Below are 13084 nucleotides of genomic sequence, written 5' to 3' on the forward strand. Positions count from 1 at the left end.
GTTCGAGTTGCCGATCAGCGCGCGAACGCACGACCGGCCAGCTCGACCTCGGCCGCCGGCCCTAATGCGACCGCCGAGGCAGCCACCGCCACCGTGTGGCGGCCCGGTGTGATCCGCCAGCTTTGCGCACCGCCGTCGTAACGCGCGAGCAGGCGCGGGTCCGCCGTAATGGTTACCCGGCACGTCGCGCCCGGGTCCAGCTCGACCCGCTCGAATCCCAGCAACCGCAGGCCTTGCTCACCGAGCGAGGTCAGATACAGCTGCGGAACGTCGGCCCCGCTGCGATCGCCGGTATTGACGACGCTGAAGCTCGCGGTAACGGTTTCACCGCCGGTGACCACCAAGTCGCGGTACTCAAAGCTGGTGTAGGACAAGCCATGACCGAACGCGAACAATGGCACGCGATTCCTGCCGGCGAACCACCGGTAGCCGACCTCGGCCCCTTCGAAGTAGTCGATCGTGGTTGGTGTCCCCCACCCGCAGCCGAGGTCGGTCAGTTGCGGGCGCGGTGTCTGATCGAGATCCGCCGGGAACGTGATCGGTAGCCGCCCCGACGGATTCACTTGGCCGGCAACAATCTCCGCGATCGCTTGGCCGCCGGCCTGGCCCGGATACCAGGCCTGCACGATCGCGTTTGCCGAGTCTCGCCACGGCATGGCCACCGGGTTGCCGGTCTCCAGCACCACCACGGTGTTCGGGTTGGCGGCCGCAACCGCGGCGATCACGGCGTCCTGGCCCCACGGCAGCGATAGGTCGGCACCGTCGAATCCCTCACCTTCGACCCGGATCCCGAACACGATCGCGATATCGGCCCGGCGCGCGGCCACTACCGCCTCCCCGGGGCTGAGACCGGGATCAAATTCGATCTGCGCGTTGGGAAATAACTTGCGCAGCTCGTCGACCGGGCTGGACGGCAACAGGTAGAGATTTCGGGTGCCACCGGTCAGGCCCGGCCCGCCGATCGGGACAACGTGTGCGTAGCCGCCAGGTGGAACGACGGCACTCGACCCGCAGCCGATCGGCACACCGAACTGCGCGTAGCCCCCGATGACGGCGATGCGGGCATCCGGCGCCAGCGGCAGCACCCCACGGTTTTGCAGCAACACGGTTCCCTGCCGCGCGATCTGCAGCGCAATCTGGTTGTGCGCGTCCATATCCGGTTCGGGCGCGACTCCTTCCCGGTCTAGTCCGACCGCGAACATCGACCGTAAGATCCGCCGAACCATGTCGGACAGGCGGTCTTTGGGGAACCGGCCGTCGGCGTAGGCCGATCGCAGGGGTTCGGTGAATGCCTCGGATTGCCAGAACACGGTGTCGATCTGCGCGCCGCATTCCTGGTCCAACCCGTGCAGAGCACACTCCCAGCTGGGCGTGGCACCCCAGTCCGACATGACCCAACCGCGGTAGCCCCACACCCCTTTCAGCACATCGTTGAGCAACAGCCGGTTCGCCGACGCGTGTTCACCGTTGACCTTGTTGTAGGCCGTCATGACCGCGCCGGGTTGCGATCGCTCGATGGCGATCTCGAAAGCCAGCAAGTCGGATTCGCGATGCGCGTCGGGAGCGATGATCGCGTCCAGCCAGTGCCGGTTTGTCTCGTTGCAGTTCAGCGAATAGTGCTTGACCGTCGAGATGACGCCGTGTTGCTGAATCCCGTTGACCGACTCGGCGGCGATCGTTGCGGTCAAAAGCGGGTCTTCCGAGACATATTCGAAGTTGCGGCCGTTTCGCGGGTCGCGGGCCAGGTTCATCGCGCCGGCCAGTTGCACATTGAACCCGCGACTGCGTGCCTCACGCCCGATCACCTCTCCCGCGGCGCGCGCGAGAGCGGGATCGAAACCGGCGGCCAGCGCCAACCCGGCCGGCAGCGCGGTGGCGGTGTCACCCGGCCGGTAGCCGGGATTGGTGACTCCGAGGCCGGCATCGCTCATCCGCAGCGCGGGGATACCAAGACGGGGGATTGCGGGCACGTATCCGGCACTCATCGGGGTGCCGGCCGGGATGCGGTCATCCGGCAGCGGCCACAGTTCCGAGACCCCCATTACCGCGACCAGTAGCGAAAACCGCTCGTCGTCCGTCATTTGGCTCTCGATGTCACGCGCCCGGGCGTCCGGGTCGTCTAGTTCGCCCATTTCACACCCTCTTTGGCGTAGACCACCCGTAGCACGTGCCCTAGTTCTGGTCCCATCACCAGCTCAGCCAGCGTGCAGATCGTGTCGACAAACTCCGGCCCGTGCGCCGGTTGTGCCTGGCACAGGTGGTGTGCCACTTCATGCAGTACCACCAGCTCACGTAGTGCCCAGTCGGCGGTGTCACGGTCGGGAACCGCGATAATCCCTGTGTCATCATAGTTTTCGTAATGCGCGGCGGTAGCCGCGCGCCGCGATCGCACTCTCAGCGGCAACACCTCGGGCCAGCGGTCTCGCACCGCCGGTAGCGCAAGCACCTGGTCAACATAGCGCTGCGCGGACGCCACGGAGCCGAACCGCGCTTCCGGCGGCAGCGTCAACTGCGTGCCGAAGAACTCCACGGCCGACGATTGGTGCTCGGCGGCCCGGTCGAACAACGTGCGGACGAACTCCTCAGCCGCATACACCTTGGAGCGCTGGGAATCCCGCTTCGGCGCAGCCCCCGTCCTCACGTGCCCAGCGCGCTCCGCGCTCCGGGCAACTCGGAACTGTTGCCGAGCCGAGCCCGCTTGCCGGCCCGATCACCCGCGCGCCGTGCTGCCGACGAATACCCCGCCGTCGCTCGGCTGACTTGGTAGGTGCCACGGGCTTTGGACGCCCTACGGTAGTGGTCGTGTAGCTCGACATCTTTGTCCCGCAAGGCGATAGCGGTACCGGGCCGACGGCTGCGGTCCCTGGTCGCCTCGCGTCGGGCCTCTTCGCGCGCCTCGCTCAACCGGTGACCGACGCGAGCCCCGAAGGCCAGCTGAAAGTTCAGCCGGGCGGTGATCGTCGGGGTGGGCCGGTGCGCACCGGAGCCGAGATAGGAATCCGAGGCCCGCACCATCTGCACAACCAGGCTGGCGTACAGGGCGTGGCTGGCGTCGATGTCTTCGGTGAACCCGTAGGCGTAGACAAACGTCGCATTCGACGCCACGTCGCAGCGCACGTCGTTGGCCGACGCGATCAGCACGAAGAGCTGCACGTAGGTCCGCAGTCCCTTGGTGCCGGCCGTCCCGATCGTGATGGTCCGTTGGGTCGGCGCCTGCGCGGCCGAGCGGTTGGACGAATGCGATCGCGCGACCGCTAAGTCGATGGACGCCGCTGTCGCCAATCGCTGCGCGGCGGTCATAAAGGCGTCGGCCTCGTGCGTGTTGTCGGTGCCTTCGGCCTGACGCAGCAGCGCGGCGATGCGCGCCAACATTTTGTCGTCGGTCATAGCGCCAAACTACGGGAGCGATCCGACACTGCGTCGGTGGCAGAGCCTAGAGCCGGTCGGTGATCCACGAGACGACATCGCCCAGCACCTGGTCGCGCTCGGGCTCGTTGAAGACCTCGTGGAAAAGCCCCGGATACACCTTCAGCGTGACGTCGGTCGATCCCACACATTCGACCAGTCGGCGGCTGCCGGCGACGGGCACCAGGCGATCACATTCCCCGTGCACCACCAGCAGCGGCGCGGTCAGTGCCGGTGCCCGCTGCGGCATGGTCTCGCCGACCGCGAGCATCGCCCGGCCCACTCCGAACGGGACCTTTCCGTGGTAGACGAGCGGATCAGCCTTGTAGGCCGCCACCACCTCAGGGTCACGAGAAATGGCGTCGACGTCGAGGTCCTGCACCGGGACGCCGGGCAGCACGGCACCGAGGACTTTGGCGGCGAACACCATCACCGCGGGCACCTGATCCTGGGCGGCCACCAACGGCCCCGACAGCACCATCAGGTCGTAGTTGTCCGGGCGCTCGACGCCGTAGGCGAAGACGATCCCGCCACCCATGCTGTGTCCCAGCACGATGCACTTGAGGCCGGGGTGTTCGCGAGTGGCGATTCCGACCAGGGTGTCGAAGTCGGCGGTGTACTCCGAGACGTCGCGAACCAGCATGCGCTTGCCGCCGGAGCGGCCGTGTCCGCGGTGGTCCAGGGCGTAGGTGACCAGTCCGGCCTCGGCGAAGCGCTGCGCGACGTGGTCATAGCGGCGGGCATACTCTCCGAGACCGTGCGACAGCACCACCACGGCTCGCGGCGGTGCATCCGGCGTCCAGACGTCGTACACGATGCGCACGCCGCCGAGGCCGTCGAAATTCCGTTCAGTACGGGTCATGGCGCGTCCTAGTCATTAGGGGCAGCGTAATGGCTCCTGGGGCGCGGTGGTCCGCGGCTCTGCGTAGGCTCATTCGGGTGAGTGTGCTCGCGGAGAACTCCGACGACGCAGAACTCCCCGCCGCGGGCGGGGGCCACGGCGATTTCTCAGCCCATGCCGAGCCGTATCGCCGCGAATTGCTGGCGCACTGCTACCGGATGACCGGGTCCCTGCACGACGCGGAAGACCTGGTCCAGGAGACGCTGTTGCGGGCGTGGAAGGCCTACGACCGGTTCGAAGGCAAGTCGTCGATACGCACCTGGCTGCACCGCATCGCCACCAACACCTGCCTGACCGCGCTTGAAGGCCGGGCCCGACGGCCGTTGCCCACCGGGCTGGGCGGACCCAGCTCGGATCCGACCGCCGAGCTGGTGGAACGCCGCGAGGTGCCGTGGCTGGAGCCGCTGCCCGACCTGACCGAGGACCCCGCCGACCCGTCCGTCATCGTGGGCTCGCGCGAGTCGGTGCGGTTGGCGTTTGTCGCTGCGCTGCAGCATCTCTCGCCCCGTCAGCGAGCGGTACTGCTGCTGCGTGACGTGCTGCAGTGGAAGGCCGCCGAAGTGGCCGACGCGGTCGGGACCACCACGACTGCGGTCAACAGCCTGCTGCAGCGGGCCCGATCCCAGCTGGAAACCGTGGGGCCCCGCGCGAATGACCGGCTGGCGGCGCCGGATTCGACCGAAGCCCAAGACCTGCTGGCCCGCTACATCGCCGCGTTCGAGTCCTACGACATCGACCGGCTGGTGGAACTGTTCACCGCCGAGGCGGTCTGGGAGATGCCGCCGTACACCGGTTGGTACCAGGGCGCACCGGCCATCATCACCCTGATTCACCAACAGTGCCCCGCTGAATTGCCGGGCGATATGCGGATGATTCCGCTGGTCGCCAACGGGCAACCCGCCGCGGCGATGTACCTACGGGCCGGCCCTGCGCACGTGCCGTTTCAGCTGCATGTGCTCGATGTCCGCAACGACGGGGTGTCGCATGTGGTTGCATTCCTGGACAACGCGTTGTTCACGAAGTTTGGGCTGCCCCCATCCCTGTGACGGGGTAGATCCCGATCGGTGAGAAGGGTGTAGCCCATGACGGAGTCCCCCAGCATCACGCCGGTTCCCGGCAAGCCACTCTTATTGCTGGGCGGGTTTGACGTCGGCGACCTGGGCTACGTCGCCGAGGAGTTCTTCGTCTCCGGAACGGCCACTTCCTACCAGCCGGCTGCCGAGTTGGGTCCCGACGGCCGGTGGTCCGTAACCCCTTCGGGAAGCGCCGATTACACGACCAGGGTGGTGGTGCTGACGCCGTCCGATCAAACCCGGTTCAACGGGACCGTGCTGGTCGAATGGCTCAACGTCAGTGGCGGCATCGATGCTCCGGCGGTGTGGATGATGGCGCACCGCGAGATCGTCCGCGCCGGCTACGCCTATGTCGCGGTCTCGGCACAAAAGGTCGGGGGGGACGGCGGTGCCAGCCTGCTCGGCTTCGATATGTCACTCAAGAGTCAGGACCCGACGCGCTACGCACCGCTGAGCCACCCGGGTGACGCGTTCTGTTATGACATGTTCTCGCAGACCGGAGCGCTCGCCAGCAGTGCAGATATCTTGCGCGGGTTGCGCGCCGAACACGTTGTCGCCCTGGGCGAATCGCAGTCCGCGATGTTCCTCACCAGCTATGTCAACGCCGTCCACCCGCTCGCCGGAATTTACGACGGTTTTCTGGTGCATTCCCGATTCGGTTCCGCCGCACCGCTGGACGGCGGCTCAGTCCTCGACGAATTGCAGGTGAACTTGCCGCAGGCGGTCAACTTCCGTTCAGACCTGCGCGTCCCACTCCTCACGATCATCACCGAAACCGACCTGTTCGGCGCGGTGCGGCACGGCTATTACTTCGCCCGGCAGCCCGACAACCAGTGGCTGCGGGTCTGGGAGATTCCGGGCGCCGCGCATGCCGACAACTACACGATCCAGGTAGCGCCGATCGATAACGGCGCGGCGCAGCTCGAGGACATCGTGGCCGCCTATGCGCCCACCAACATGCTGATGGGCCAGCAGCTCGACCACTACATCAACTTCGCCCCGCAGCACCACTATGTGGTGCAGGCGGCGATCGCCGCACTGAACACCTGGGTCCGCACCGGCGAGGCGGCACCGGCCGCCCCACCCATCGAGATGGGCGAAACCGAACTGCCACAACCGATTCTGGATACCAACGGTCTCGCGAAAGGCGGTCTCCGGACGCCATGGGTGGACGTACCGTTGGCCCGGACGTCCGGTGACGGCGCCTGGGACAATTCCGCCGAGAACGTGATGTCGGCGATCTTCGGCTCCGGGGAGCCCTTCGACGAGGGCACGGTGCGCCGGCTCTACCCGGGCGGTTCCACCCAATATCTGGACAGCTTCAGCTCGGCGCTGGACACGGCCATCCGATCTCGCTTCATCCTGCCCGCGGACCGTGCCGAGATCCTCGAGCTGGCCGCCGCCAGCTACCCCGACGGCGATTCATAAAGTCGGCCTTTACTTGTCGGCGGCCAGCACGTCGCGCACCGCAGCATCGACGGTGCTCGGTAGATCGGGATCCAAGCCCGAGCGGCCGCGCACCAGTATCGAGGCGCTGCTGGGCGCCGGCAGTCCCTCGGCCGGGCACAATCCGTCGGGAAGCTTGCCGATCTTCGGCAACAGCGCCAACCCGAGCCCCGACCGCATCGCGGCGTAAAGCCCGGCCAGATCACCGCATTCGGCGACGATCTCGTAGTCAACCCCCTGCTTGTCCAGCAGCGCGAAGGCCGGCTCGCGCAATGTGCACGGTTCGGCATAGATCACCAATGGCAGCGGATCAGCCCGTCGAACCGTGCAGGTCCGCGCTGACACCCACTGCAGCGCAACGACTCCCGACGCATTAGCGCGATCCAGACCCGACCCGTCCAGCATGATCGCCAGGTCGACCAGACCCCGGTCGACCGCGTCCGCCAGCGAGACGTTGCGGTCCAGCCGGAAGCGCGGGCGCCGGTCGGGAAGCCGGTCGGCCAGTACGCTGGTCGGGCGGGAAGCATCACGTCCGCGCCGTGTTCGGTGGCACCGACCGTCAGCACCCGCTGTTCGGTCGCGCCGAGATCGTCGAGCGCCGCGTCGTGCGCCGCCAATATCGTGCGCGCATGCCGCAGCACCCGCTGACCGATCTCGGTGAACAAGACGCCGCGCCCGCAACGCTGGACCACCGGCTCGCCGAGCACGCTTTCGATCTTGCGCAGATGCTGACTGACCGCGGACTGACTGAGGTGCAGCGCGGCGGCGGCCCGGTGAAATCCGCCACAATCGGCGACCGCGACGAGGCTGCGCAGCGGCGCGATGTCCAGCACCTGGGCCATCCGACCACCGTAGTTCGATCAGCATCGATGATCAATTGCTGCGATAACGAGCCGGCTATCCCCGCTAAAAATGGTCCAGCAATCAGAATCCGTGATCGATCTTGATCGCCAAAAATCGTTGGACGGAATAGCTGGGGGTTGGCGACCATGGGGAACATGCACTTGCCGCGCATGCCCTTGTCCACCGCCTCGGCGGTGACGTTTTTCTACGCGATCGGTTATCCGGTGGGCGCGCTTGCGGTGGCCGCCATGACGCCGATGGCTGTCTTGGTGCTGCGATTCGGCTTAGCCGCAATCGTTCTGGCGGCCTGGGCCCTGCTGGCCAGGTCGGCCTGGCCGCGCGGGGCTCAGTTCGGTCACGTCCTCGTCGCGGGTCTGTTGATCCAGGCCGTGCAGTTCTGCTGTCTCTACGAGGCGCTGCTGCTCGGAGCGTCGGCGGTGCTGTGTGCGGTGGTGATCGCGATGAACCCGGTCACCACGGCGATCCTGGGCGCGATGTTCCTGCGCGAGCGGCTTGGCTCGCTGCGGATCGCCGCCCTGGTCCTCGGCGTCGTCGCGGTGTTCGCCGCCTGCGCCAGACGGCTGCTGAGTACGCACGGCGTCGACCCGGTCCTGTTGCTGCTTGTGGCTGGGTTGCTTGGCCTTTCGGCCGGCGGCGTGTACCAACAGCGGTTCTGCGCGGGTGTCGACTTTCGCACCATGAGCGCCGTGCAAAATGCCGTCGCGCTGCTGCCCGCGGCGGCGCTGGCGCTGCTCACGCCCTTCGCCGTGCACGACACGACCAACGCCGTTATCGCGGTCGGCGGCATGGTGCTGCTCAACGCCACGCTGGCGGTCAGCCTCTACCTGCGGGCCATCAGCCTGCACGGCGCCGCGGCGGTGGCGATGCTGTTCGCCGTCATCCCGGCGGCCGCGGCGGTGCTGGCCTGGCTGATGCTCGGTCAGCGCCCCGACGTCGGCGTCGCGATCGGCCTGCTCCTCGGGGGCCTTGCGTGCTGGCTGAACAGCAAGGGAACCAGCCGGCATCGCGCGGCCACGCCAAGCGCTGCGCCGGTGACCGCGCCCGCGGCAGCGCCGCCGGCGATGGTGAGTTGTTCCACGCGGTCGTCCGACAGCGGCTTCTAACGGCGCTTTAGAACAAGCGGCTGTCGGGTGACGGGCCGTCGACCGCGCGGACCAGGCCGGCGCCGGTGACCAGCGGCAGGTCGAGCGCGGACAGCAGCCCGGGCGCGGCCGCACACACCGCGGGGATAGCGTTGACCATGCGCGAGGAGCCCGCGATGCGCGCCCCCAGATCGTGGTCATGGTCCTCGGCCATCTCGAACTCGCACCGCATGCTCGGCGAACCCTCGATCTCGACGCGATACACGCCACGCCCGGATGCCGGACCGTAGCCAAGGTCCTTGGGCGCGATACCGATGTGCGGCTGCGGCCAGTCTCCGGCGATATCGTCGCGCATTCGCGTCACGTGGTCGACGACGAAAGTGGGCTTTTCCGCGACATATCCGGTCAGCGTCGAGCGCATCGCCGCGATCGTTCCCGCCGCGATGTGCCCGGTGGGCGTGTCGAAGGACTCGGTGGCGGCGATGCGTTCGTTGCTCTCCTCGATGTTGTCGATCTTGACGCCCAGGCCCGCGGCGAGCTGATGCAGCACCGGGCCCCAGCCGAAGGTGAAGACTCCCGGCTGGGCGGCGAAAGCCGGATACTCCGGCGGCTTGCCGAATCCGAGGGTCTCGTACACCGCGGCTCGATCCGGGTAGGTGGCGTAGTTGAACATCTCCGTCATCCGCACCGACTCGATGGCCCGGGATACTCCGGTAAGCACCAGTGGCAGAACATCATTGGCGAACCCGGAATCGATGCCGGTGGTGAAGAACGATGCAGCCCCGTCCAGCGCGGCCTGGCGCAGCGGATCGGTGAAGGCCCCGTCGACGGCGTCGGGAAACACCAGCGGCACCACCGAACACGACACCACGTTTTTTCCGGCCCGCAGGATCGACACCATGTCCTCGATGGCCGCAACCGGCCGCAGGTTCGCGCCCGCGGCGTACACCACCACGTTGGCGTCGCCGGCGAGCATCGATGCCGGGTCCTGAGTGGCCACCACGCCCACGGGCGCGATTCCGCACAGCTCTCCGGCATCGCGGCCTGCTTTGGCGTCGCTGTGAACCACGAGATTCGTCAGCTGCAGCTCGGGGTGGTCGATCACGCCGCGCAGGGCAATGATGCCCATCGAACCCGGCCCCCAGACTCCCACCTTCAGCACGAGATATCTCCTAATATTAGGATGACTATTCTTACATTTTGGCTGGATGTTAGGGAGCTGGGCATGGGTACGTCAACCGCCAAGTCACCGCCCACCGGTCGGGTGATGGACGTGCTTGGCGCCCTGGCGGATTCACCGAACGGACGAACCTCGGCGGAGCTGGCGAAGGCGTGCGGGATCAGCACCTCGACCTGCGCCCTGGTGCTGGCCGAGCTGGAACGCCGGTCCTGGGTCACGCGCCGCGGGGACCGCCGCTTTTGTCTGGGCAGCGGGCTGTTCGGACTGGTACATGGGCTACGAACGCAGTTCCCGCTACTGGACCGCGGGCGCGATGCCCTGGCCTATCTGCATGACACCCTCGGCGCGGGTTGCTCGATGTCGAAGATCGGTCGCCGGCACCTGACCACGGTTGACGCCGTCGGGCACGGTACCGACGGACAGCATGCCGTAGGTCAGCGCTTCCCGATCGATCCGCCGTTCGGGCTGGTTGCGATGGCTTGGCGCGACGAAGATTTCGTCGCCGCCTGGCTGCAGCGGGTGATGCCACGGTTGACCCGCACCGAAGTCGCGCAGCATCAACGGGTACTCGCCGATATCCGGGCCCGCGGCTACGGCGCCTGGCGATTCGACAACACCCATCAATCGCTGCACACCCGCCTGGCCGGAGTGCTCGCGTCGCTGGAGCCAACAGCGCAGGTCACCCGGCAACTCACCACACTGATGACGATGGTAACGCTGCAATCGATCACCGACTCACTCGAAACAGACCTGGCATCAACAGAATTCGTCGTCCTACCGATCTTCGCCCAGGACCGGCAACCGGAATACCAAATCGAGATCCATCTGGGCGGTTCGCCGGGATTGACCCTGGGCGCACTCGACACCGCGCTCACGCATGCGCAACACCTGCTCGGCGGCCCGATGGCCTGACCGGCGCTCGCGATTACCCTGAAGCCATGCCTGCCAACTCCGAGATTCGGCGCTCGGCCGACCGGGCCGTCACCACGACGCCATGGCTGAAATCCCGGCATTCGTTCTCGTTCGGCGACCACTATGAGCCGGACAACACCCACCATGGACTACTCGTGGTCAACAACGACGACCTCGTGGCGCCGAATGCGGGTTTCGACACCCACGCTCATCGAGATATGGAGATCGTGACGTGGGTGCTGGAAGGTGAATTGACACACCAGGATTCCGCCGGCAATCACGGTGTCATCTATCCGGGTCTGGCGCAACGCATGTCGGCGGGCAGCGGAATCCAGCACTCGGAGCGCAACGATTCCTCCACGCGTCCAGTGCATTTCGTTCAGATGTGGGTCATCCCCGATGAGGCCGGCATCTCCCCCGGCTACCAGCAGCACGAGATCGATGAGCAGGCGTTGCGCTCCGGCCTGGTGGTCATCGCGTCGGGGATACCCGGGTGCGGTGCCGCCATCACGCTGCACAACCGCAACGCGGCACTACACGGGGCGCGGCTGCAACCCGGCGACACCGTCAGCGCGCCCGCCGCCCCGTTTGTGCATGTCTTCGTGCCACGCGGCCGGCTGCACCTGGATGGCGCCGGCGAGCTGGCGCAAGGCGATGCGGCGCGGCTCACCGACGCCGATGGCACGCGGCTGACAGCGAGCGAACCGACGGACCTGCTGATCTGGGAGATGCACGCGAAGCTGGGCGGCTAGACCAATAGGGTGGGCATGACAGACAGGAGCCGGCATGTCCAAAACGCAGCCGCGGCACGCGGTGCCGAACCCGAAGCGGAACGCAAAAGCTCTGGGAACAGTGCGATTCTGGGCATTGCCGGTCGGCGCCACGCTGGCCCTGATGTCGGCGCTGTGTGCGCTGTATCTGGGCGGCATCCTGAATCCGACCACCAACCTGCACCATTTCCCGATCGCTGTGGTGAACGAAGACGCCGGAACCTCCGGCCCGAAGATCGTCGACGGCCTGCTGTCCGGGCTGGATAAGAACAAATTCGACCTCCGGGTGGTGCGCCACGAGGAGGCCAAAGGGCTGCTGGACCGGGCGCAGGTGTACGCCGAATTGGTGATTCCGCCCACGTTCTCGTCGAATTTGCGAGAGTACGGCGCCAGCGCCGTCACTCCCACCAAGGCGGAGCGGCCCTCGGTCACGATCCTCACCAACCAGCGGGCGGGCACGTTGGGCGCCGGCATCGCCGGACAGACGCTGACCCAGGCCATGGCGACGGCTAATACCAAAGTGGGACAGTACCTTTCGTCGGAGGTCGCGCAGCAGACCGGTGGGGCGCCGTTGACTGGCGCGTCGCAGGCGGGGCTTGCCAGCCCGATCGACATCAAGACGGCCGTGTACAACCCGCTACCCAACGGCACGGGCAACGGGCTGTCGGCGTTCTACTACGCGCTGTTGCTGCTGCTGGCCGGCTTCACCGGCAGCATCGTCGTGTCCACGTTGGTGGACTCACTGCTCGGTTATGTACCGGCCGAATGGGGTCCGGTGTATCGATTTGCCGAGCAGGCCAACATCTCCCGCTTCCGCACCTTGTTGGTCAAGTGGGGAATCATGGTGGTCCTGGCGTTGCTGACGTCGGGGGTCTACCTGGCCATTGCCCATGGACTGGGCATGCCCATTGCGCTCGGCTGGCAGTTGTGGGCGTACGGCGTTTTCGCGATCGTCGCGGTGGGGGTGACGTCCAGTTCGCTGATCGCGGTGCTGGGTTCGATGGGCTTGCTGTTCAGCATGTTGATTTTCGTGATCCTCGGGTTGCCGTCGGCGGGCGCCACGGTCCCGCTGGAGGCGGTGCCTCCGTTCTTCCGCTGGCTGGCCGAGTTCGAGCCGATGCATCAGGTATTTCTGGGCGTGCGGTCGCTGCTATACCTCAACGGTTCGGGGGCCGCGGGGCTGTCGCAGGCGTTGATGATGACGTCGATCGGCCTGGTGATCGGCCTGTTGGTGGGTGGCATCGTCACCCACCTGTACGACCGCAGCGGGTTTCACCGGATTCCCGGGGCCGTCGAGATGGCGATCGCCGAGGCACACCAATCGCAGCACCAGGCGCGCACGGGCAAGCGCGAAGGCTCGGGCCAACCAAGCGACGCGGACCCCGGCCAAGCGGATCCCGAAAGCGCAAGCGAGCAAACGTAATTCGGGCGCTGCCTAAGTGTCACACGTT

10 protein-coding genes and 2 pseudogenes are annotated in these 13084 nt (G+C 66.7%); 6 read left to right on the top strand and 6 right to left on the bottom strand.

Annotation, left to right across the window (positions count from 1 at the left end; all coding sequences use genetic code 11):
- Positions 1 to 14: 14 nt before the first annotated feature.
- Genes H7K34_RS22700 through H7K34_RS22715 form a run of 4 tightly spaced genes read right to left on the bottom strand, consistent with a single transcriptional unit; the run spans position 15 to position 4228 of the window.
- Positions 15 to 2132 (bottom strand): beta-glucosidase, encoded by a 2118-nt coding sequence (locus H7K34_RS22700; RefSeq protein WP_264064248.1) that lies wholly within the window; start codon positions 2130 to 2132, stop codon positions 15 to 17.
- Positions 2120 to 2641 carry a TIGR04338 family metallohydrolase gene (locus H7K34_RS22705; protein ID WP_264064249.1) on the bottom strand — a complete coding sequence of 174 codons (522 nt, stop codon included), beginning with the start codon at positions 2639 to 2641 and terminating at the stop codon, positions 2120 to 2122. Before H7K34_RS22705 ends, H7K34_RS22700 begins: the two co-directional genes overlap by 13 nt.
- Positions 2638 to 3387, bottom strand: coding sequence for a DUF2786 domain-containing protein (locus H7K34_RS22710; protein WP_264064250.1), 750 nt, complete (start codon positions 3385 to 3387; stop codon positions 2638 to 2640). Before H7K34_RS22710 ends, H7K34_RS22705 begins: the two co-directional genes overlap by 4 nt.
- Before the next feature lie 46 nt (positions 3388 to 3433).
- Positions 3434 to 4228, bottom strand: a complete 795-nt coding sequence (locus tag H7K34_RS22715) for an alpha/beta hydrolase (protein ID WP_261863717.1) — start codon at positions 4226 to 4228, stop codon at positions 3434 to 3436.
- Between H7K34_RS22715 and H7K34_RS22720 the strand changes: the two are divergent.
- Together H7K34_RS22720 and H7K34_RS22725 are read left to right on the top strand one after the other, a co-directional pair.
- Positions 4221 to 5352, top strand: a pseudogene (locus H7K34_RS22720) (sigma-70 family RNA polymerase sigma factor). The gene H7K34_RS22715 and the pseudogene H7K34_RS22720 overlap by 8 nt on opposite strands.
- 36 nt (positions 5353 to 5388) lie before the next feature.
- Positions 5389 to 6807 carry an alpha/beta hydrolase domain-containing protein gene (locus tag H7K34_RS22725; RefSeq protein WP_264064251.1) on the top strand — a complete coding sequence of 473 codons (1419 nt, stop codon included), beginning with the start codon at positions 5389 to 5391 and terminating at the stop codon, positions 6805 to 6807.
- A 9-nt stretch (positions 6808 to 6816) separates the two neighbouring features.
- On the opposite strand, the pseudogene H7K34_RS22730 reads toward H7K34_RS22725, so the two are convergent.
- A pseudogene (locus tag H7K34_RS22730) lies at positions 6817 to 7667 on the bottom strand (LysR family transcriptional regulator).
- A 156-nt stretch (positions 7668 to 7823) separates the two neighbouring features.
- On the opposite strand from H7K34_RS22730, the gene H7K34_RS22735 reads away from it, so the two are divergent.
- Entirely contained in the window at positions 7824 to 8792 is a 969-nt protein-coding gene (locus tag H7K34_RS22735; protein ID WP_372510837.1) for a DMT family transporter, read from the top strand.
- 7 nt (positions 8793 to 8799) lie between these two features.
- Here H7K34_RS22735 and H7K34_RS22740 read toward each other — a convergent pair whose 3' ends face one another.
- Positions 8800 to 9933 (bottom strand): NAD(P)H-dependent amine dehydrogenase family protein, encoded by a 1134-nt coding sequence (locus H7K34_RS22740; RefSeq protein WP_264064252.1) that lies wholly within the window; start codon positions 9931 to 9933, stop codon positions 8800 to 8802.
- A gap of 63 nt (positions 9934 to 9996) precedes the next feature.
- Between H7K34_RS22740 and H7K34_RS22745 the strand changes: the two genes are divergently transcribed.
- The 3 genes from H7K34_RS22745 to H7K34_RS22755 are packed head-to-tail and all read left to right on the top strand — an operon-like array spanning position 9997 to position 13056.
- Complete coding sequence (locus tag H7K34_RS22745; RefSeq protein WP_264064253.1) at positions 9997 to 10863, top strand: MarR family transcriptional regulator; 867 nt, start codon at positions 9997 to 9999, stop codon at positions 10861 to 10863.
- 26 nt (positions 10864 to 10889) lie between these two features.
- Positions 10890 to 11615 carry a pirin family protein gene (locus H7K34_RS22750; RefSeq protein ID WP_264064254.1) on the top strand — a complete coding sequence of 242 codons (726 nt, stop codon included), beginning with the start codon at positions 10890 to 10892 and terminating at the stop codon, positions 11613 to 11615.
- Between the two features lie 34 nt (positions 11616 to 11649).
- Positions 11650 to 13056, top strand: a complete 1407-nt coding sequence (locus H7K34_RS22755; RefSeq protein WP_264064255.1) for a YhgE/Pip domain-containing protein — start codon at positions 11650 to 11652, stop codon at positions 13054 to 13056.
- The last annotated feature ends 28 nt before the right edge of the window (positions 13057 to 13084 follow it).

The sequence above is a fragment of the Mycobacterium montefiorense genome (assembly GCF_025823255.1).
In the GTDB taxonomy this organism is placed as follows: Bacteria; Actinomycetota; Actinomycetes; order Mycobacteriales; family Mycobacteriaceae; genus Mycobacterium; species Mycobacterium montefiorense.

Coding starts and splice junctions, on each gene's coding strand:
- H7K34_RS22745 (WP_264064253.1), top strand. CDS start 9,997: ATGGGTACGTCAACCGCCAAGTCACCGCCCACCGGTCGGGTGATGGAC.
- H7K34_RS22725 (WP_264064251.1), top strand. CDS start 5,389: ATGACGGAGTCCCCCAGCATCACGCCGGTTCCCGGCAAGCCACTCTTA.
- H7K34_RS22750 (WP_264064254.1), top strand. CDS start 10,890: ATGCCTGCCAACTCCGAGATTCGGCGCTCGGCCGACCGGGCCGTCACC.
- H7K34_RS22700 (WP_264064248.1), bottom strand. CDS start 2,132: ATGGGCGAACTAGACGACCCGGACGCCCGGGCGCGTGACATCGAGAGC.
- H7K34_RS22735 (WP_372510837.1), top strand. CDS start 7,824: ATGCACTTGCCGCGCATGCCCTTGTCCACCGCCTCGGCGGTGACGTTT.
- H7K34_RS22755 (WP_264064255.1), top strand. CDS start 11,650: ATGTCCAAAACGCAGCCGCGGCACGCGGTGCCGAACCCGAAGCGGAAC.
- H7K34_RS22710 (WP_264064250.1), bottom strand. CDS start 3,387: ATGACCGACGACAAAATGTTGGCGCGCATCGCCGCGCTGCTGCGTCAG.